Raw genomic sequence first — 19,503 nt, 5'->3', positions numbered from 1 at the left:
CGGCCTCTTCCCCTCACAGCCCCCCACCCTCAAGGCGCTCATGCAATCTGAACCATCTGTGTGCGCCTGCTTCCCCAAATCTGACCCAAGGTTCCAGTTTTAGGGAAGGTCGCCGCCCATTGCCGCAAAAAGCAGACATTTTTGCGACAGGCCCGTAATTAAACGCAAAAATGCCGCTGCCCCCTCTGCGCGCTCCGCAGCCGCCACGCGCTCGCATTGCCGCACAGCAGGCGGAAAAATCAAAAAAAAGCCCTGCAAGGGGCCAAAACCCGCACACCGCAAGGGCTGCAACAAATTTCACACACAAGACGAAAAAAATCGGGATATGGCTTGACTTTTCCCTATAGGGGAACGGCTAGAAAGGAACTAGGAGATTTGCTCCGCCCGGCTATGCCCGGACACGAACACGGGTCCCCACGAGGTGAGTTGTATGCAGTATACAGGTGAAGAAGCCCTTGGCCTGATTGAAACTCTTGGCATGGTTCCGTCCATTTACGGCGCGGACAGCATGCTCAAAGCCGCAGATGTTGATCTTGTCGGCTACGAAAACGTTGGCTCAACGCTCGTTACCATTATGGTTCGGGGCGATGTGGCCGCAGTAAAGGCCTCTGTTGACGCTGGCGCCGCTGCTGCCGCCTCTGTGGGCAAGCTTACGGCCACCAACGTCATGCCCCGCCCCGCGCGCGGCATGAGCGGCATTGTCCGTGCGCATACGCTGGACGAAGTGGCAGAAGACGACCCCGGTCTGCGCGCCCTGGGCATGATTGAAACCTTCGGCATTGTCTTTCTTATGGAAGGCGCGGACGCCATGATCAAGGCCGCCGACGTGGAACTGATCGGCTACGAAAACGTGGCCTCCGGTTACTGCTCCGCCCTGGTGCAGGGCGATGTGGCCGCTGTGCAAGCCGCAGTGGCCGCTGGCATCAAGGCCGTGAACAATATGGGCGCTACCGTTTACAGCTCCGCTGTGATCCCCACGCCCCACCGTCGTCTTGTCAGGCTTGTAAGGCGCTACGCCCTGAGCTGACCGGGTTCATCGGAGGAAACATGATCGGCGACAAGGATCTTATTTCCATCCAGCAGGCTCGCATCCTTGCTGAAAACGCGGCTGACGCTCAGACGCGGCTTTCCGCCATGCCTCAGGAATCACTGGACACGGTGGTGGAAGCCATGGCTGAAGCCGCTGCCGCTGAGGCCCAGTCGCTTGCCGTCATGAGCCACGAAGAAACCGGATGCGGCGTGTGGCAGGACAAAATGGCCAAAAACCTTTTTGCCTGCCGCCGCGTCATCCAGAGCGTGCGGGGCATGCGCTGCGTGGGCAAACTGCCCCAGAGCGCCGATGCTGCGCAACACGTGTTTGAAGTGGGTGTGCCCGTGGGCGTTATAGCCGCCCTCAGCCCCTGCACCAACCCGGTTTCCACCACCATCTGCAATGTGCTTGCGGCGGTTAAGGCGGGCAATTCCATTGTGGTTTGCCCCCACCAGCACGCCGTGGAATGCACCAGCCGCGTGGTGGCGGCCATGTCTGCCGCCGGTCAGGCCCACGGCCTGCCCGAGGGTTCCGTGACCTGCCTGACCATGGTCGCCGACAGCGGCATTGAAGAACTCATGCGCCACCGTCTTGTGGCTCTGGTTCTGGTAACCGGCAGGGACAGCATGCTTGAGGCGGCGCGCCACAGCGGCAAGCCCTTCATTTACGGCGGCATGGGCAACGGCCCGGCCTTTATTGAAGCCACTGCCGACATTTGCAAGGCCGTGGACGACATTCTTGCCAGCAAGAGCTTTGACAACGGGCTGGCCCCATCTGCCGAGCAGTGCGTCATTGTGGACGGCAAGATCGAGCCGCTGGCGCGCCGGGCATTTGAGGCGAACGGAGCCTGTTTTATCAACGAGGCGCAGGCCCAGGCCCTGAGCGAAACCATGTTTCACCCCAATGGCCGCCGCAACCGCGCCATGCTGGGGCAATCGGCAACAGTGCTGGCCGAAAAGGCGGGCATTGCCGTGCCGCAGGGCACGCGTGTGCTGCTGGTTGAACGCCGCTACGTGGACCCCGCCGACCCCTTTATCAGGGAACTGCTGGCCCCTGTGCTTGCCTATTATGTTGAACCGGACTGGCGGCATGCCTGCGAAAAATGCCTCGAACTTCTGCTGCGCGAGGGTCACGCCCAAACCATGACCATCCACAGCCGGGATGAAGAGATCATCCAGCAGTTCGCGCTCAAAAAGCCTGTGGCCCGCATGCTGGTCAACACGCCTGCCGCTTTTGGCGGCATGGGCCTCACCACCGACCTTTTCCCTTCAATGACGCAGGGCAGCGGTCTGGCCGGGCACGGATTCAGCTCCGACAACATTTCACCAATGAATCTCATTTATCGGCGCAAGGTGGGTTACGGCGTTCGCGGCTTCTCGTTCAGGGAACAGCAGAACGACCAGACCGACCCCGTTTCAGACGCACTGCGGCGCGTTTTGCGCAAGGCTCTCAATGAATTGAACAGGTGATGCGGAACAAGCCCCGGCAACAGCCGGAGCCGCCATCGCAAACCATGGAGGAATCAACGTGGATCTTCATGATTTTACTCAAAAGATAGCAGAAGTCACCAAAAGCCTGACGCCCGAAGAGCGCGAAACGCTGCGCAAGATATTTGCCACGTCTTCCGGCTCGGCTGTTACCCTCACGCCCACTGCCCCCGCGCAGCATTCCGGCCCCAAGGCTGGCGTGTCTGACGGCGTCAACGTGCCTGACGGCCCCACAGAGCGCCACCTCAAGCTCAAGACCAACTATCTTTTGCAGATGCCGCGCATCACCATTCACCGTGCGCGCGCCATTACCAAGATTGACAGCGAAAACCCCGGCATGCCGCGCATCCTGCTGCGCGCCAAGGCTTTCCGCTACTGCTGCGAAACAGCGCCCCTGGTCATTCAGGATAACGAACTCATCGTCGGCGCACCCAACGGCGCGCCGCGCGCTGGCGCGTTCTCGCCCGACATTTCCTGGCGCTGGCTGCGCGACGAGCTGGACACCATCGGCTCCCGCCCGCAGGACCCCTTCCATCTTGCTGAAGAAGACAAGAAAGTTCTGCGCGAAGAAATCTTCCCCTACTGGGAAGGCAAGTCCGTTGACGAATATTGCGAGGCCCAGTACCGCGAAGCCGGTCTGTGGGAACTTTCGGGCGAATCCTACGTGTCCGACTGCTCGTACCACGCCCTCAACGGCGGCGGCGACTCCAACCCCGGCTATGACGTGATCCTGATGAAAAAAGGCATGCTGGACATTCAGCATGAAGCGCAGGAACACCTGACGCACCTGGATTACGCCAATCCCGAAGATATCGACAAAATCTACTTCTACAAGTCGGTTATTGAAACCACCGAAGGCGTCATGTGCTATGCAAAGCGCATGTCGGAATACGCCGCCCAGCTTGCGGAAAAAGAACACGACCCCAAGCGCAAGGCCGAACTGCTCAAGATTTCCGAGGTCAACGCCCGCGTTCCCGCCCATGCTCCCACCACCTTCTGGGAAGCCATTCAGGCTGTGTGGACCGTGGAATCCCTGCTGGTGGTTGAAGAAAACCAGACCGGCATGTCCATTGGCCGCGTTGACCAGTACATGTACCCCCTCTACAAGGCCGATATCGAAGCTGGCCGCATGACCCCCTGCGAAGCTTTTGACCTCGCTGGCTGCATGCTGATCAAGATGTCTGAAATGATGTGGCTCACCAGCGAAGGCAGCTCCAAGTTCTTTGCCGGATACCAGCCCTTCGTGAACATGTGCGTGGGCGGCGTTACCCGTGAAGGACGCGACGCCACCAACGAGCTGACCTACCTGCTCATGGACGCCGTGCGCCACGTGCGTATTTACCAGCCCTCGCTTGCAACCCGCGTGCACAATTCCTCGCCGCAGGAATACCTCAAAAAGATCGTGGCAGTCATCCGTTCCGGCATGGGCTTCCCCGCCGTGCACTTTGACGACACCCACATCAAGATGATGCTGGCCAAGGGCGTGAGCATTGAAGACGCCCGCGACTACTGCCTCATGGGTTGCGTGGAACCGCAGAAAGCGGGCCGCCTCTACCAGTGGACCTCCACTGCCTACACCCAGTGGCCCATCTGCATCGAACTGGTGCTCAACCACGGCGTGCCGCTGTGGTACGGCAAGCAGGTCTGCCCCGACTCCGGCGACCTGAGCCAGTTTGACACCTACGAAAAGTTCGAGGCCGCGGTGAAGGAGCAGATCTGCTACATCACCAAGTGGTCCAGCGTTGCCACGGTCATTTCCCAGCGCGTGCACCGCGACTTTGCGCCCAAGCCGCTCATGTCCATCATGTACGAAGGCTGCATGGAACACGGCTGCGACGTGGCCGCTGGCGGCGCCATGTACAACTTCGGCCCCGGCGTGGTCTGGAGCGGTCTTGCCACCTACGTGGACTCCATGGCCGCCATCAAGAAGCTTGTGTACGAAGACAAGAAGTACACGCTTGAATACATGAACGAAGCCCTCAAGGCCGACTTCAAGGGTTACGACGCCGTGCTGGCCGACTGCCTTGCCGCGCCCAAGTACGGCAACGACGACGACTACGCCGACGACATCGCCGCCGACCTCGTGTCGTTCACCGAGCAGGAGCACCGCAAGTACCGCACGCTCTACTCCATTCTGAGCCACGGCACCCTGTCCATCTCCAACAACACGCCCTTCGGTCAGCTGCTTGGCGCATCCGCCAACGGCCGCAGCGCATGGCAGCCCCTTTCCGACGGCATCAGCCCCACCCAGGGCGCGGACGTCAAAGGCCCCACCGCCATCATCAAGAGCGTGTCCAAGATGTCCAACGACAACATGAACATCGGCATGGTGCACAACTTCAAGCTCATGTCCGGCCTGCTGGATACCCCCGAAGGCGAACAGGGCGTCATCACCCTCATCCGCACGGCCAGCATCCTTGGCAACGGCGAAATGCAGTTCAACTATCTGGATAACCAGACCCTGCTTGATGCGCAGAAGAACCCCAAGGACTTCCGCGATCTGGTTGTGCGCGTGGCTGGCTACAGCGCCTTCTTCATCGAGCTGTGCAAGGACGTTCAGGACGAAATCATCAGCAGAACCGTGCTGCGCCACTTCTAGGCCGCCCGGTACTTACGGCAACACAAGCGTAACGGCATACGGCAGGGGAAAAGCACCGTGATCGAAAGAAAAGCCATAGTTTTCAACATACAGAAATACAATATGTATGACGGTCCGGGCATACGCACCATCGTTTTCTTCAAGGGCTGCGCCCTTCGCTGCAAATGGTGCTCAAACCCCGAAAGCCAACGTCGGCGCTGTGATGTGCTGTACAAAAAAGACCTTTGCATCTCCTGCGGCGCGTGCGTGCCCGTCTGCCCCTCAGGCATTCACGCGCTCGCAGGAGAGCAAGGCCAGCATACCGTAAACAGGGAGCTTGACTGCATTGCCTGCGGGCGCTGCGTCAAGGCCTGCCCTCAGGGGGCGCTGGCCATCGCGGGCGAATGCAAGGGCATTTCTGAACTGCTGGAAGTGGTGGAACAGGACTGGCCCTTTTACCAGAGCTCCGGCGGGGGCGTTACCGTTGGCGGCGGCGAGCCCATGCTCCAGCCGGAAGCCGTGGCAAACCTGCTCCTGGCCTGTAAGCACAAAGGCATCAACACCGCCATGGAAACGTGCGGCTATGCCCGGCCTGAAGTGGTGCGCCAGCTTGCCGAAGTGGTTGATCTCTTCCTCTTCGACATCAAGCACATGAATCCGGAAAAGCACTATGCCCTCACAGGCGTGCGCAACGAGACCATACTGGCGAACCTGAGCTGGCTGCTTGAAAACGGCAGCAACGTGCGTATCCGCATGCCCCTGCTGAAGGGATACAACAACGATGCGGAAGAGCTGCACGCCGTAGGAAAATTTCTGTATAATTACAAAGGTATGAAAAATTTAAAGGGTGTTGATCTGCTCCCCTACCACAAAATGGGCGTCGGCAAGTACGCCCAGCTCGACATGGAATATCCCATCAAGGACAACCCTGTGCTTGATGACCGGGATATGGCGACAATGGAAAGCATTTTGCGTGGCTATGACCTCGATGTGAAGACTATCAGGCATTAAAGCAGTCAGATACAGACAAACCCGCGCCGCGCCCTTGCGCAGTGAAGGAGAAAAAGCATGCTGGCATTAGGACTTGTGGAAACGAGGGGCTTGATAGGAGCCATTGAGGCTGCCGACGCCATGCTCAAGGCGGCAGACGTGCGCCTGCTCGAAAAGTCCCTTGCTTCCGGCGGGCTTGTGACCATCACCATTGCAGGCGAAGTGGCTGCCGTGCAGTCCTCCGTGGACGCAGCAGCGGCCTCCATTGCGCGCATTGAAGGCGCGGAGTGCGTTTCGCGGCATGTCATCCCCCGCCCCGATGCGGAGCTTGAACATATTTTGCTGTTGCAACCGCGCAGCATTGAGATTGAGGCGGCGGCCCCGGCAGAGGCCGCACAGGAAGGCCAGACAAGCATGACTGACCCCGCCGACAAGGCGAAGCCCGCCACGCAGGCCGCGCCCCCGAGCAAGGAAAAGCTCTCGGGCATGAGCATAAACAAACTTCGGCAGTTGGCCAGAGACCTTCAGGTTCCGCTCACGAGCGGGCAGATTGTCTCCTCCGACAAGAAAACGCTGATAGACGCCATTTGCCGGGCGGCTCTGAAGGAAAAGGAGTAAGAAATGGTCGATAAGGATTTGCTCTCCATTCAGGAGGTGCGCGCACTGGTTCGCGCTGCGCGCAAGGCGCAGCCGGAATTCGCACAGATGAGCCAGGAGCGTGTGGACGCCGTGATCAAGGCCGTTTCCGAAGCCACAGCTGCCCAGGCTGAAACGCTGGGCGCAATGGCTGCGGAAGAAACCGGCTTTGGCAAACCGCAGGACAAAAAGACCAAGAACCTGCTTGCCAGCGAAAAGGTCTATGCCTGCATTCGCGACATGAAGACCGTGGGCATTCTTTCCACCAACAACCAGACCAAGGTTGTGGAAGTGGCCGTGCCCGTGGGTGTGATTGCGGGTATTGTGCCCTCCACCAACCCCACGTCCACCACCATCTACAAGTCGCTCATCTCGCTCAAGTCGGGCAACGCCATTGTGTTTACGCCGCACCCCAGCGCCCGCAAGTGCATTGCCAAGACGGTGGAAATCATTCAGGGCGCGCTGCGCAGCTGCAACGTGTCGCCTGATCTGGTGAGCTGCATCACCATTCCCACCATTGAAGGCACCAACGAACTGATGAAGATCTGCGATCTCATCCTTGCCACGGGCGGCCCCGGCATGGTCAAGGCCGCGTACAGCTCCGGCACGCCTGCTCTGGGCGTGGGCGCTGGCAATACGCCCGCCTTTATCGAACGCACCGCTGATATCGAAAGCGCCGTGACCAAGATCATGAGCAGCAAAACTTTCGACAACGGCACCATCTGCGCCTCCGAGCAGTCCATCGTCACCGAATCCTGCATCGCCGCCAAGGTGCGCGCCACGTTGGAAGCCCAGGGAGCCTACTTCCTCCAGGGCGAAAAGCTGGAAAAGGTCAAGAACGTCATGGAACGCGGCAATGGCAGCATGAACCCCGCCATTGTGGGGCGCGACGCCCAGACCATCGCCCGCATCGCCGGCATCGACGTGCCCCAGGGTACGCGCCTGCTCGTTTCGGACGAAAAGGGCGTTGGCCCCAAGTATCCTTTCTCCAAGGAAAAGCTCACGGCCCTGCTCGGCTTTTACGTGGTGGAAGACTGGCATGAAGCCTGCGAACTGTGCACCGCCCTGCTGCACAACTGCGGCGCTGGGCACACCCTTGCCATCCACTCCAACAACGAAGAAATCATCCGCGAATTCGGCCTCAAAAAGCCTGTTTCGCGCATCATGGTCAACACGCCCGCCACACAGGGCGCGGTGGGCCTCAGCACCGGGCTGTTCCCCTCGTTCACCCTGGGCTGCGGCGCCGTTGGCGGCAGCGCGACTTCCGACAACGTCACGCCCATGAACCTTATCAACATTCGCCGTGTGGCCTATGACCTCAACTCCCAGTGCTGCTGCTCCGGCAACGGGCACGGCGCGGCCAGCCATGCTGCCCCTACCGCCTCCTGCTGCTCCAGCAGCGGTCATGGCACGTCTGCTCCGGCTGCGGGCGCTGGCAACATTGATATCAACGCCGTCACCGAACTGATTGTGGCCGAGCTGAAGAAGGTTCTTTAGCAGCAGCTACACCGGGCTGGCCTGCGCCAGCCCAATGTAACCGTAACAGCCCGTTATTGCGGAATGCCCCCAACGGCATGACCCGCTCAGGGGCACAACAACATACGCAAATAACGCAAGGAGAATAGCTATGACCGCTTCCGCCAACGCTCTGGGCATGATCGAAACCCGTGGTCTTGTGGGCGCCATTGAAGCCGCCGATGCCATGGTGAAAGCCGCCAACGTAACCCTTATTGGCCGCAGCCAGGTGGGTTCCGGCCTTGTCACCGTGATGGTGCGCGGCGATGTGGGCGCTGTTAAGGCCGCCACTGACGCCGGTGCCGCCGCTGCCAAAAAGGTGGGCGAACTCGTGAGCGTGCACGTGATCCCCCGCCCCCACAGCGAAGTGGAAATGATTCTGCCCAAGCGCGAAGCCTAGTCTTTGCCGTATCTGGCCCCCCGGCGCACACTGACGGGCAGCGCGCTGCGCGTGAGCAGCGCCGGGGGAGCCACAGGCAGAACGCTTCTACGGAAACGGCGCGGCGTTGCCCATGAAAAGACGCCCGCCAAAGGAATTTGAGCCTGCGGCCCAATTCCCGCGTATTTACAAGGCGGTTGCCCAATGCGCAGCCGTTGCATGCTGGAGCCAAGATGAACGAACAAGCGATCAAGGACATTGTGACAGATGTTGTGCGCAAGGTGCTGACAGAGCAGTGCGCCAGCAGCGGCAGGGAAGAAACCATGAACGCCGGGCCTATCCCGGTGGAGATTTCCGCCCGTCACGTCCATCTGAGCGTCGAAGATGCGCTGTCGCTGTACGGTGAGGCCCTGCGACCCGAAAGGCCGCTCTCGCAGCCGGGACAATTTTTGTGTGTTGAACGTGTGCGGCTGATCGGCCCCAAGGGCGTCATGGACAAGGTGGCCGTTCTCGGCCCCGCCCGCAGCGTTTCGCAGATTGAACTTTCCAAGACCGATGCCCGCATTCTGGGCATCAATCCTCCGGTGCGCCAGAGCGGCGACACCAAGGACACCCCTGGCATTGTGCTTGCATCCACCACGGGCATTGTGGGCCTGGAATCGGGCGTGATTGTTGCCGCCCGCCACATCCACATGCACACCGATGATGCCGAGCGTTTCGGCCTCAAGGACAAGGACAAGGTCGCCGTGCGTCTTGATACGGAACGGCCCATGATTCTTGAAGACGTGCTGGTGCGCGTGAGCGACTCCTTTAAACTTGCCATGCACATTGATGCGGACGAAGGCAACAGCGCAGGCTGGAAGCCCGGCGTCACCGGCGTCATCGTGCGGCGCTCAAGGGGCTGATATGGACTTTGCCGCAGCGGATAAACTGATCGCCACGCTTGACCAGTGCCGGGAAAATCCCCGCAAGGTCAGCCCCACGGAACCCCTCTATGTGGGTGTAGACCTTGGCACCGCGTATATTGTGGTGGTTGTGGTCAATGCCAAACGCGAGCCCGTGGCCTGTGCCATGCGCTTTGCCCAGGTGGTGCGTGACGGTCTGGTGGTGGACTACGCGGGCGGCGCGCGCATTGTGCGCGAGCTGACCGAAGAGCTGGAAGAACGCCTTGGCCGCAAGCTTGAGAATGCCGCCATTGCCGTTCCGCCCGGCACCAGCGAGCGCGACTGCGCAACCCACCGCCATGTGGCGGAGGCCGCTGGCTATCGCGTCACCGCCCTGCTTGACGAACCCACTGCGGCCAACAGTGTTTTGCAGGTGCGCGACGGCGCCATCGTGGATATCGGCGGCGGCACCACCGGCATTGCCCTGTTGCAGGACGGCAAGGTTGTGTACGTGGCTGACGAACCCACGGGTGGAACGCACGTTTCGCTCGTGCTGGCGGGCAATTACGACATCCCCTTTGACGAAGCTGAAGACCTGAAAAAGGACGCGAGCCGCCACAAGGAACTTTTGCCCGTGGTGCGCCCCGTGATTGAAAAGATGGCGGCCATCATCAGGAAGCACATTCAAGGGCGCAAGGTTTCGGCCCTGTACCTTGTGGGCGGCACCTGCTGCCTCGCGGATATGGAATCCATCATCCAGAAGGACACCGGCGTGCCCACATTCAAGCCCGCCAATCCTTTTCTGGTGACGCCGCTGGGCATCGCCCTCAACTGCACTGACTAGAACGTTTTGCTTTTACGAATATAATTCAGAGTCTTAAATGATTATAGGAGCGCGGCTTATGCCCGTGGAACTGAACACACTCATTACCGCCGTAGTGCGGGCCGTGCTGGATCAGCTTGATACCAGGCCCGCGTCCGTGGCTCAGGTGCTGGCCCCCAGGGACGAAGCCCTCGCCCGTCAGGTGGAAAAGCGCCTCGGCAGCGCCATGCAGGTGTGCTTTCAGGGGCAGAGCGCCGGGCAGGAACCGGCCCTCTACATCCTGCCGGAGCTTTCCTGCCCGGACATGGCGGATCTGGCGCTGGGGCGCGGCTCAAGCCTTGCCCAGCGCGAAGTGCTCGACCTGCTCTTGCAGGGCAAGCAGGTGCGCACCCTTGGCTTTGCCTACCGCGCACACGCCGCCACTGCCCCGGACGCGCTTTTGCGCCTGTATGAAGAATATGAAGCGCGGCTTGCGGCTTTTGGCCTGACGGAACTCACCGATGTCGCGCCGGAAGCGTCGCGCACGCGCGATTGTCTTATAACCGCAAACCATGTGGCCGAGGCCGCCGCAACGGGCGCGCGCACCCTGCGTGCTCCCCAAGGGGCCGTTGTAACACCGCTGGCGCAGGATGCGGCGGCGGAACGCAACATGACCATTTTGAAAGATCTGTAGGTGTCGCATGCTGATAGGCATTGTCGTCGGTAACGTATGGGCCACGCGAAAGGAAGATTCCCTCAACGGGCTCAAGCTCATGGTGGTACAGCGCCTTGACCTCGCCCACAACAGGCTGGCCGAAAGTTTTGTGGCGGTGGACTGCGTGGGAGCCGGTATTGGCGAGCGCGTGCTTATCACCACCGGCAGCCCGGCCCGCAAGGCTCTGTACAATCAGGAATCCCCTGTTGATGCAGCCATTGTGGGCATTCTGGATCAGGAAGAAATGATGGGCAAAAGCCCGGAGAGCGAATAGCTCATGGATACGCTGGGTATTGTGGACAGCCGCAGCATAGCCGCTGGGGCGGAGCTGGCCGATATCATGCTCAAGGCCGCTCCGGTCACGCTGGTGCGCGCTTCCGTTGTGTGCGCAGGGCGCTTTCTCATCCTTGTGGGGGGAGACAGAGAGGCGGTTGACGCCTCGGTGCATGCCGCCAGAGCAACGGAAGCGCGCCTTGCGGGCAGCTATGTTGTTTCCAATGTGTCCAGCCAGGTGCTCAATGTTCTGCGACGCATGCCCGCTGAAATCGGCGGCGCGGCCCTGGGCGTTGTTGAATGCCGCAACGCGGCGGACAGCGTCATAGCGGCAGACAAGGCCGTCAAACAGGCGGCGGTGTCGCTGATGCGCATGGTTCTTGGCCAGGGCATTGGCGGCAAATCATACTTTGTGCTGACAGGCGATGTGGCCGCCGTGCGTGAAGCCGCAGCCGCAGCCGCTGAAGTGCTGGGCAACAACCTGATGCGTATGGTGGTCATTCCCCAGCCCGACCCGGAAGTAGTCAGCGCGCTGGCGGGCACGGCGCGGCGCAGCGCCAATGACGCCCAACAATAACCCGCGCCTGCGGAACGAACGAGGCACATATGGGAAAAACGCTGATAACCATTGATAATCTTGATCAGTTCATCCACGGCAACAAGCTTGTGATGGACTCTGCTAAGATTCTGACCCCCGGAGCGCGCGATGAACTTTGCAAACGCGGCGTCCAGCTAAGCTACGACGAGGCCGCCGCGCACTGCGCACATGGCGAATGCTCGCAGCACGCGCATGACGGGCATGACGAACACTGCGATGACCTGCTCATCGGCGTGGCCGCCATCATCAAACAGCACTATGGCATCACCGACCCCGATGAACTGCGGAAGGTGACGCTTGAAACCGTGGCAGTGATCGGCAAGAGCCTTCACGCTTAAGCCTCTGCCGCGCATACGCAAACATAAAAGGAGATTACAATGGCTATAATGACTGACGCTCTCGGTATGGTTGAAACCCGTGGTCTTGTTGGCGCTGTGGAAGCTGCCGATGCCATGGTCAAGGCTGCCAACGTGACCCTTATCGGTCGCGAACAGGTGGGTTCCGGTCTGGTGACCGTGATGGTGCGTGGCGATGTGGGCGCTGTTAAGGCTGCCACCGATGCGGGCGCTGCCGCTGCCTCGCGCGTGGGCGAACTTGTGAGCGTGCACGTGATCCCCCGCCCCCATGAAGAAGTGGAAATGATTCTGCCCAAGTGCAAGTAAAGCCTGAAGCCGGGTAGTGTGATTGCGGCGGGTGCGGTTAGGGCAGTTTACGAAGGAAATGGGGTAACTGCTCTGCAGGGATTTTTCTGAAAATCCTTGCCACGAAATGCGAGCAGGCAGGCTTGGCCTGTCGTAAGCGAACATTTCAGGAGTGAAGTGCTCTGGCGGCCCGCTTTGCGATAATTCCAGTGAGAGGACATCATGGGAAAACCAATTGTTGACGCCATTCGCGCGGCTGGCGTGGTAGGTGCGGGGGGCGCAGGCCTGCCCACACACGTCAAGGCCGATGCCGCCGCGCAGACGGTGCTGGTCAACGGGGCTTCGTGCGAACCGCTGCTGATGAGCGATCCGTATCTGATGGAAACACAGGTGGACACTCTGGTGCGCGGCCTCGAGGCCATGATGGATTGCACAGGGGCCGGGCGCGGCGTCATCTGCCTCAAGGGCAAACACGCCCATGCCATGCAGCGTGTGCGCGAAGGCGTTGCCCGCCTTGGCAAGGGGCGCATCGAGGCCTTTGAACTGGGCGACTTCTACCCCGCCGGCGACGAGCAGGTTATGGTGTATGAAGTGCTGGGCGGCATTGTGCCCGAGCGCGGCATTCCTTTGCAGATCGGCGCGGTGGTAAGCAATGTGGAATCGCTCTGCAATGTGGCCCACGCGCTGGACGGCAAACCTGTAACCCACCGCTACCTCACCGTGGGATGCGAGGTGCGCAAGCCCATGGTGGTGCGCGTGCCCGTGGGTACCAGGGTTGCCGAGGTGCTGCAATTTGCGGGCGGGCCGACTATTGACGAATACCGCGTGGTGGACGGCGGCCCCATGATGGGCCGCGTGCTGCCCGATACGGATCAGCCTGTCACCAAGACCACAAGCGGCCTGCTTGTGCTGCCGCCCGACCACAACGTGGTGTGCCGCAAGGTCATGGACCCGCACACGGTCAAACGCCTTACGAACACCATCTGCTGTCAGTGCTCGCAGTGTACCGATCTTTGCCCCCGGCAACTGCTTGGTCACAGCCTGCACCCGCACCGGCTTATGCGCGTGCTCGACGGGCAGGCCGTGGATTCGCCCATCGCGCGCGAGGCCCTGCTCTGCTCCGAATGCGGCATCTGCGAAAAGTTCGCCTGCCCCATGGGCCTTTCGCCCAGGGAAGTGAACGCGCAGCTCAAAAAGGAACTCATGGCCGCCGGGGTCAAGTGGGAAAACAGGGGCGAACCCCTTGTGGCCTCGCGTTTCCGCGACGAGCGCAGGATTCCCACCAGCCGCCTTGTAAGCAGGCTTGGGCTTGCGGGTTATGAAGCGCACCCGCACTTTGCCGGTGACTATACGCCTTCGGAAGTGCGCATTCCCCTGCGCCAGCACATAGGCGCGCCCGCCCTTGCCGTGGTGCATGCGGGCGACAGCGTCAAAACAGGCGACCTCATCGGTGAAATCCCCGAAGGGGCCATGGGCGCGCGCGTACACGCCAGCATTGACGGCGTGGTCACTGCCGTTGAAAACGGCATCATAACCATCAAGGCGTGAAGCAACAGGTGAGCGGCATGAAATTACGCACTATAGGCTGTGTGGAACTGAACAGCATCGGCGTGGGCATTCAGACGGCGGACGAAATGGTCAAAGCCGCCAATGTGGAGCTGGTTATCTCCCGCCCCACCTGCCCTGGCCGTTATCTTGTGGTCATCACCGGCGATACCGGAGCCGTGACCAGCTCCGTGCAGACCGGGTTGCACCTGGGCGCGGATCTGGTGGTGGATTCCTTTATCATCCCCAACGTGCACGAAAGCGTTATCCCTGCCATGAACGGCACCGCAATCAGGGAAAAGATCAACGCTCTCGGCATTATTGAAACATACACCGCAGCTTCCTGCGTGCTGGCGGCAGATGCCGCAGCCAAGGCTGGCGATGTGCAGCTTGTGGAGCTGCGCCTTTCTGCGGGCCTGGGCGGCAAAGCCTTTGTGCTCATGACGGGCGAGGTCAGCGCCGTGCAGTCATCCGTGGACGCTGGCGCTGCCAACGTGACGGACGGCGGCCCGGTGGTCAGCAAGATTGTGATCCCCTCGCCCAGCGATGATCTCAAAAAGCAATTGCTCTAGAAGCAGATGAACTTTGAAATGTGAAGCATTTCAAAGTTGAAATGCTCTAACTAGTTTACTCTCGGGCAACCCCTTGCGCGGGGAGCCAGACTCCCCGCGCGCCCATCAACATTCCTTCAAGCAAACAGGCAGCCGCACCATGGAAGAAGCGAAACAGCGCGTCATACAGGAGTATGTGCCCGGCAGGCAGATCACTCTGGCGCACCTTATCGCCAGCCCCCAGCGCGACATTCCCCTCAAGCTCGGCCTTGACGAAAGCGCAACAGACGCCATCGGCATCCTCACCATCACGCCCAGCGAAGGCGTGATCATTGCCGCAGATATAGCCACCAAGGCCGCCGATGTGCAGATCGGCTTTCTGGACAGGTTTGGCGGCTCCCTGCTGCTCACCGGCGATGTTGCCAGCGTGGAAGCCGGGCTGCGTGAAGTGCTGCGCTATTTTGGCGATGTGCTCCACTACGACCTGACCGATTGCACCCGGTCATAGGCCTGCCGTGCGCCGCATTATGCTTATGGGCGAACGGGGGGTGGGCAGACGCACTGTTGCCCGCCTGCTGGGCTGCACCGTACCGGATCTGCGGCGTACCATGGCCGTGGAATACGCCGGAGAATTTGTTTTTCCCCCGCCGGAATTTCTGGAAAACCGCCGCTTTTACTGCGCCCTCATCACCCTGGCCACCGAATGCGCGGCCATTCTTTTTGTGCAGGACGCCACCCGCCCAACCTCCGCCTTCCCGCCGGGTTTTGCCCGCATATTCAATCGCACCGTCGTTGGCGTCATCAGCAAGACAGACATGGACGCAGCCAACACGGAACGCGCACGACGCTTTCTGCACAGCGCGGGGACAGCGCAAATTGTTGCGCTGAGCTCCGTCACCCTCGCTGGCGTGGACGAACTACGCGCCGCCCTGCCGCTCAAAGCCTGAATCCTTTAAAATACTGCCCGCCGCAAGTCCCGCGCGATCTGCCATTCCCCTGCATTATTGACCACCGCGATATGCATTAATCCAGTCAATATTCATGAGGAGATTGTTTTCTCCAGCATTAGCTTGGCACGACCACGCACACTCCTGCACTCATGATTTGAGATTTATACCTGCAACATAAAAAGATGAACAAAATTGATAATCATTTTCTTATTCATCAACAACAAGCATCCGTGTTCAATAAAAATCACATCTAAAACTCATGTATTGAAGTAAAAAAATCCATTCAAATGCAACTACTATATACTGTTGCACAGGAGATGATCTTTCCTGTTTTCGTGAGCATATTCACTTTAAAATTTTTTTGTGCTAACCATTTAAATCTGTGCCTGTTTTTGGGAAATTTTTGCAAAACAGCCGATACTTATTAAAAAGATATGGTTAATTAATCTTGGGCGCTCCACCTGTAAACAATACTATTATCGTTTTTTAATCTATTCATTGCTTGATCAGTGAGTGCAATTTCAAATTTTTTGCGTATAACAACGTCAGACAACAACATTATAGAGTCTGTACTGCATCCCATAACTGGCGCGGCATTGGCCTGATCCTCACCCGCGAAATGAGAAAAACAGCACAAATTCCAAACAAGGCATAATCATTTAATAAAACGTGCCGAAAGGCTCTGCGTTACTGCGGCATTGCCCTTCGAAGAATATAGGGTTTCCGCACTGATTCACGATTCATGGGTTTACGTTTTTTGAAGTGACAAAGTCCCGCTCCTCACAGGTGCTACAGGCTGGCTACAAAAACAACCATCAAAGAGAACGTGATGATGCTGTATTTATCTAAAAAATGTATTCTTTCAGCCCTACTCTTCACATTTGTTCAGCTATTTTTTGTTCAAGCAGGCAATGCCGACAACTCAAAAACTTACATAGGCTCTAAAAACTGCGCTCCATGCCATGAAGAGCAGTATAATTCTTTTATCAAACACTCCAAAAAAGCCCACTCTTGGGGTTCTGTAGCCATCATGAAGCCAAAGCTCAAGGAGCACGAGCTTCAAAAATGCTACGAATGCCACACTACAGGCTACAACAAGGGCGGATTCAAAAGCATAGAAACAACGCCTGAACTGGCCGATGTTGGTTGCGAGACATGCCACGGCCCAGGCAGCGAACATGCGGAAAATCAGGACCCTCAATCCATCAGCAGAAAGCCTGCCGTGGAAACCTGCACGGCATGCCATAATTCCGAGCGGATTCAGGATTTCAAATTCAAGCCACTGATCTTTTCCGGCGCGCACTAGTTCGGGGGTAGCAATGCTTTTATCCAGATCGCTTAATTTCAAAATTACGGTATCTATTGTCACCATTACGTTTCTCGTCATAAGCTGCATAATGTCCCTGGAATATGCCGGGGTTAAAAAACTTATGACTGATGAAATCCGCTCCAGCGCGCACATGGAATCAGGGCTGATCTACATGGGCATTGAAAAGCCCATGATCGTGGGCGACAACAAGGGAACTGCCGACGAGTTCGGCAAGATCAAAAGTAAATTCGGGCATATTACCGCCTACATGACCTCATACACGGGCAATATCACCTACAGCACGGACGACACCACCCTGCGCAAGGATTTTGCCACCGTAGAAGCGGACAAGGAGCTGGCGGGCCTGCATGTGCGCGGCCTCAAACAGCCCATTGAAGAAGCCGTTTTTATTGACCAGAACGGCAAAAAAATTCTCGGCAGCGTTTTTTCCATCGCCAACCAGCGCAGGTGCCATCACTGCCACGGCGAATCAGAACCAATCATTGGACAGCTGGTGATGAAACTTGACGTCACCAATGCCTGGACTGCCATGGAAAACCAGTTGCTGCGCACGTCCATCATGGGGGCTGTGGGCCTGCTGGCCCTGATTGCCTTTACGGTGCTGGCGATCCGCCATTTTCTCATTGGCCGGATTTCGCGGCTTGTCGCCAATGCCGGGCAGGTGGCCGCAGGCAACCTTGCCGTGGAATTTGACCAGCAGGGCAAAGACGAGCTTGCCACGCTCTCCACCGACATTGGCAAGATGGTGGCGCAGCTCAAAGACAAGCTTGGCTTTTCAGAAGGCGTGCTCAATGGCATTGCCGCCCCCTGCCTGATCATTGGCGCAGACAAAAAAATTCTCTGGCTTAACCAGCATCTGTGCGATCTGCTGGAAAAAACCGCAAAGCCGCAGAGTTTTCTCGGTCTGACATCGGGCAAATTTTTGTGGAATGACGAAAATCGCGAAACCACAGCCGTGCGCGCCGTGCTGCACCGCAAAAAGTTTGTGGCCGAGCGGGAGCTCCCTACGGAGAAAGGCAACCTGCGCCACGTTACGGTTACTGCCACGCCCTTTTTTGACATGGATAATACCCTTATGGGTTCGGTGACATTCTGGAACGACATTACCGAGATCAGAAAGAATCAGCGCCAGATTGAAAAGAACGGCGCCATGGTTGCCAGAGTGGCGGAAAATGCTGGCGAAATTGCCACCCACCTGGCCCATATATCCGACCAGTTGCTGGAACGCATCGGCCATACCAGCGAAGGTACAGCCAACCAGCAAAACAGAATACGCGAAACCGCCACCGCAATTGAGGCCATGAACGCCTCCATAGTGGATGTGGCGCGCAATGCTGGCGATGCCTCCGGCAACGCTGATCAGGCCCGGCAGCGCGCCCAGAGCGGCCAGAAGATCACCGACCAATCCATTGAGGCCATAGCCGATGTGCGCAGGCACACCACCACCATGAGCACGGGGCTGCACGATCTTGGCAGCAAGGCGCAGGACGTGGGCAAAATCCTTGGCATCATCAGCGATATTGCCGACCAGACAAACCTGCTGGCGCTCAACGCTGCCATTGAGGCCGCCCGCGCTGGCGAGGCAGGGCGCGGATTTGCCGTGGTTGCCGATGAAGTACGCAAACTGGCGGAAAAAACCATGCAGGCCACCATGGAAGTCTCCTCCGCCGTCAAGGGCATTCAGGACAGCGCCCACAGCAATATTGCGCTGATGGACGAAACTGACGCCAGCGTGCAGCAGGGTGTGGAGCTTGTGACGCAGGCCGGGGAAGCCTTGAAGGAAATCGTCACCCAGGTCATGCAGACCGCCGACATGATCGGCATAATCGCCAACACGGCTGAAAAGCAGTCTGCCGCTTCTGAAGAAATCAACGGCAACATCGGCACCGTTGATTCCATTGCGCTGGATATTTCCAACGCCATGACAGAGCTTGGCGTCACTGCCCGCGAGGTGGCCCAGATGGCCGCCGATCTGCGCGAAACCATTGCCTCCATGAGCAACGGAAACGGCAACGGGCACAGCAGTTCCTAGCAGAGCATAACAACGCTGCCAGTGGCGCATCGGCGCTCCACAGGCTCAGATACATCAATTCATTAAAAGCTGCGGCGAACGTTTGTTTGCCGCAGCTTTTTTCGTCCCCTTGACACTGGTCAATTAATGTTGAAATATCATTTTATGGAAAGCAAAACTGCCGCCAGCATCTTCGAAGCCCTGTCGTCCGAGGTACGCCTCGACCTTTTCAGGCTGCTGGTCAAAAACGCTCCGCAGGGGCTGGTGGCGGGCGAAATCGCCCGCCAGCTGGATATTCCCTCCACCAACCTCTCCTTTCATCTCAAGGCCGTGGTGCATAGCGGCTTGGTGACGGTTGAAAAGGAGGGGCGTTTTATGCGCTACAAGGCCAGCATCCCATTGATGCTTGAGGTGATTGCCTATCTGACGGCAGAATGCTGCTCCGCCAACCCCGGCGAATGCCAGAAGTTCCGGACGGCAAGCGGCGTATTGCCAGGCATCCTCCCGAAATTATGAATATAAGGGCACTGCCCTTTTTTTCGCTTCAACAAGTCAACTATCCAACAAGTATCAAAATAAAGGCATTCG

General features: G+C 58.6%; 21 protein-coding genes. All 21 read left to right on the top strand.

The features are described from left to right. Nucleotides 1–430 precede the first annotated feature (430 nt). The 21 genes from ACUZ9P_RS09870 to ACUZ9P_RS09770 all read left to right on the top strand — a co-directional run bounded on the left by ACUZ9P_RS09870 (nucleotide 431) and on the right by ACUZ9P_RS09770 (nucleotide 19,431). Entirely contained in the window at nucleotides 431–1,027 is a 597-nt protein-coding gene (locus tag ACUZ9P_RS09870; protein WP_192111456.1) for a BMC domain-containing protein, read from the top strand. Between the two features lie 20 nt (nucleotides 1,028–1,047). Then, nucleotides 1,048–2,499, top strand: a complete 1,452-nt coding sequence (locus tag ACUZ9P_RS09865) for an aldehyde dehydrogenase family protein (protein WP_449249563.1) — start codon at nucleotides 1,048–1,050, stop codon at nucleotides 2,497–2,499. A gap of 58 nt (nucleotides 2,500–2,557) precedes the next feature. Continuing rightward, nucleotides 2,558–5,116 carry a choline trimethylamine-lyase gene (gene cutC, locus ACUZ9P_RS09860; protein ID WP_449249562.1) on the top strand — a complete coding sequence of 853 codons (2,559 nt, stop codon included), beginning with the start codon at nucleotides 2,558–2,560 and terminating at the stop codon, nucleotides 5,114–5,116. Between the two features lie 57 nt (nucleotides 5,117–5,173). Further along, nucleotides 5,174–6,106 (top strand): choline TMA-lyase-activating enzyme, encoded by a 933-nt coding sequence (gene cutD, locus ACUZ9P_RS09855; RefSeq protein ID WP_449249560.1) that lies wholly within the window; start codon nucleotides 5,174–5,176, stop codon nucleotides 6,104–6,106. 57 nt (nucleotides 6,107–6,163) lie between these two features. Then, entirely contained in the window at nucleotides 6,164–6,703 is a 540-nt protein-coding gene (locus ACUZ9P_RS09850) for a BMC domain-containing protein (protein ID WP_449249559.1), read from the top strand. Between the two features lie 3 nt (nucleotides 6,704–6,706). Further along, complete coding sequence (locus ACUZ9P_RS09845; RefSeq protein ID WP_449249558.1) at nucleotides 6,707–8,218, top strand: acetaldehyde dehydrogenase (acetylating); 1,512 nt, start codon at nucleotides 6,707–6,709, stop codon at nucleotides 8,216–8,218. A 130-nt stretch (nucleotides 8,219–8,348) separates the two neighbouring features. Beyond that, nucleotides 8,349–8,636 (top strand): BMC domain-containing protein, encoded by a 288-nt coding sequence (locus ACUZ9P_RS09840; RefSeq protein ID WP_022658528.1) that lies wholly within the window; start codon nucleotides 8,349–8,351, stop codon nucleotides 8,634–8,636. 212 nt (nucleotides 8,637–8,848) lie between these two features. After that, a complete protein-coding gene (locus tag ACUZ9P_RS09835) occupies nucleotides 8,849–9,520 on the top strand; it encodes a phosphate propanoyltransferase (protein ID WP_022658527.1) in 672 nt (223 codons plus the stop codon). Between the two features lies 1 nt (nucleotide 9,521). Further along, nucleotides 9,522–10,343 (top strand): ethanolamine utilization protein EutJ, encoded by an 822-nt coding sequence (gene eutJ / locus ACUZ9P_RS09830; protein ID WP_298992697.1) that lies wholly within the window; start codon nucleotides 9,522–9,524, stop codon nucleotides 10,341–10,343. A 58-nt stretch (nucleotides 10,344–10,401) separates the two neighbouring features. Beyond that, on the top strand, nucleotides 10,402–10,995 hold the full coding sequence (locus tag ACUZ9P_RS09825; RefSeq protein WP_449249557.1) for a hypothetical protein: 594 nt from the start codon (nucleotides 10,402–10,404) through the stop codon (nucleotides 10,993–10,995). A gap of 7 nt (nucleotides 10,996–11,002) precedes the next feature. Beyond that, entirely contained in the window at nucleotides 11,003–11,290 is a 288-nt protein-coding gene (locus ACUZ9P_RS09820) for a EutN/CcmL family microcompartment protein (RefSeq protein WP_022658524.1), read from the top strand. 3 nt (nucleotides 11,291–11,293) lie between these two features. After that, nucleotides 11,294–11,866, top strand: a complete 573-nt coding sequence (locus ACUZ9P_RS09815; RefSeq protein ID WP_449249556.1) for a BMC domain-containing protein — start codon at nucleotides 11,294–11,296, stop codon at nucleotides 11,864–11,866. Nucleotides 11,867–11,895: 29 nt separating this feature from the next. After that, complete coding sequence (locus tag ACUZ9P_RS09810) at nucleotides 11,896–12,225, top strand: hypothetical protein (protein WP_022658522.1); 330 nt, start codon at nucleotides 11,896–11,898, stop codon at nucleotides 12,223–12,225. A 45-nt stretch (nucleotides 12,226–12,270) separates the two neighbouring features. Continuing rightward, nucleotides 12,271–12,549, top strand: coding sequence for a BMC domain-containing protein (locus tag ACUZ9P_RS09805; protein WP_108702565.1), 279 nt, complete (start codon nucleotides 12,271–12,273; stop codon nucleotides 12,547–12,549). 201 nt (nucleotides 12,550–12,750) lie between these two features. Continuing rightward, nucleotides 12,751–14,076, top strand: coding sequence for a 4Fe-4S dicluster domain-containing protein (locus tag ACUZ9P_RS09800; RefSeq protein ID WP_449249555.1), 1,326 nt, complete (start codon nucleotides 12,751–12,753; stop codon nucleotides 14,074–14,076). Nucleotides 14,077–14,093: 17 nt separating this feature from the next. After that, entirely contained in the window at nucleotides 14,094–14,645 is a 552-nt protein-coding gene (locus ACUZ9P_RS09795; protein WP_298992712.1) for a BMC domain-containing protein, read from the top strand. A 139-nt stretch (nucleotides 14,646–14,784) separates the two neighbouring features. Beyond that, nucleotides 14,785–15,132: a BMC domain-containing protein gene (locus ACUZ9P_RS09790; protein ID WP_022658518.1), complete on the top strand. Its 348-nt coding sequence runs from the start codon at nucleotides 14,785–14,787 to the stop codon at nucleotides 15,130–15,132. A 7-nt stretch (nucleotides 15,133–15,139) separates the two neighbouring features. Then, nucleotides 15,140–15,571 (top strand): EutP/PduV family microcompartment system protein, encoded by a 432-nt coding sequence (locus ACUZ9P_RS09785; protein ID WP_022658517.1) that lies wholly within the window; start codon nucleotides 15,140–15,142, stop codon nucleotides 15,569–15,571. Between the two features lie 832 nt (nucleotides 15,572–16,403). Beyond that, nucleotides 16,404–16,880 (top strand): multiheme c-type cytochrome, encoded by a 477-nt coding sequence (locus ACUZ9P_RS09780; RefSeq protein WP_449249554.1) that lies wholly within the window; start codon nucleotides 16,404–16,406, stop codon nucleotides 16,878–16,880. Nucleotides 16,881–16,971: 91 nt separating this feature from the next. Continuing rightward, on the top strand, nucleotides 16,972–18,936 hold the full coding sequence (locus ACUZ9P_RS09775; RefSeq protein WP_449249553.1) for a methyl-accepting chemotaxis protein: 1,965 nt from the start codon (nucleotides 16,972–16,974) through the stop codon (nucleotides 18,934–18,936). A 144-nt stretch (nucleotides 18,937–19,080) separates the two neighbouring features. Continuing rightward, a complete protein-coding gene (locus ACUZ9P_RS09770; RefSeq protein WP_298992716.1) occupies nucleotides 19,081–19,431 on the top strand; it encodes an ArsR/SmtB family transcription factor in 351 nt (116 codons plus the stop codon). The last annotated feature ends 72 nt before the right edge of the window (nucleotides 19,432–19,503 follow it).

Source organism: Desulfovibrio intestinivivus (genome assembly GCF_053570665.1).
This window is presented reverse-complemented; position numbering and strand designations above follow the sequence as displayed.

Coding starts and splice junctions, on each gene's coding strand:
- ACUZ9P_RS09780 (WP_449249554.1), top strand. CDS start 16,404: ATGATGCTGTATTTATCTAAAAAATGTATTCTTTCAGCCCTACTCTTC.
- eutJ (WP_298992697.1), top strand. CDS start 9,522: ATGGACTTTGCCGCAGCGGATAAACTGATCGCCACGCTTGACCAGTGC.
- ACUZ9P_RS09775 (WP_449249553.1), top strand. CDS start 16,972: ATGTCCCTGGAATATGCCGGGGTTAAAAAACTTATGACTGATGAAATC.
- ACUZ9P_RS09870 (WP_192111456.1), top strand. CDS start 431: ATGCAGTATACAGGTGAAGAAGCCCTTGGCCTGATTGAAACTCTTGGC.
- ACUZ9P_RS09815 (WP_449249556.1), top strand. CDS start 11,294: ATGGATACGCTGGGTATTGTGGACAGCCGCAGCATAGCCGCTGGGGCG.
- ACUZ9P_RS09770 (WP_298992716.1), top strand. CDS start 19,081: ATGGAAAGCAAAACTGCCGCCAGCATCTTCGAAGCCCTGTCGTCCGAG.
- ACUZ9P_RS09795 (WP_298992712.1), top strand. CDS start 14,094: ATGAAATTACGCACTATAGGCTGTGTGGAACTGAACAGCATCGGCGTG.
- ACUZ9P_RS09840 (WP_022658528.1), top strand. CDS start 8,349: ATGACCGCTTCCGCCAACGCTCTGGGCATGATCGAAACCCGTGGTCTT.
- ACUZ9P_RS09865 (WP_449249563.1), top strand. CDS start 1,048: ATGATCGGCGACAAGGATCTTATTTCCATCCAGCAGGCTCGCATCCTT.
- ACUZ9P_RS09845 (WP_449249558.1), top strand. CDS start 6,707: ATGGTCGATAAGGATTTGCTCTCCATTCAGGAGGTGCGCGCACTGGTT.
- ACUZ9P_RS09825 (WP_449249557.1), top strand. CDS start 10,402: ATGCCCGTGGAACTGAACACACTCATTACCGCCGTAGTGCGGGCCGTG.
- ACUZ9P_RS09810 (WP_022658522.1), top strand. CDS start 11,896: ATGGGAAAAACGCTGATAACCATTGATAATCTTGATCAGTTCATCCAC.
- ACUZ9P_RS09790 (WP_022658518.1), top strand. CDS start 14,785: ATGGAAGAAGCGAAACAGCGCGTCATACAGGAGTATGTGCCCGGCAGG.
- ACUZ9P_RS09800 (WP_449249555.1), top strand. CDS start 12,751: ATGGGAAAACCAATTGTTGACGCCATTCGCGCGGCTGGCGTGGTAGGT.
- ACUZ9P_RS09850 (WP_449249559.1), top strand. CDS start 6,164: ATGCTGGCATTAGGACTTGTGGAAACGAGGGGCTTGATAGGAGCCATT.
- ACUZ9P_RS09835 (WP_022658527.1), top strand. CDS start 8,849: ATGAACGAACAAGCGATCAAGGACATTGTGACAGATGTTGTGCGCAAG.
- ACUZ9P_RS09820 (WP_022658524.1), top strand. CDS start 11,003: ATGCTGATAGGCATTGTCGTCGGTAACGTATGGGCCACGCGAAAGGAA.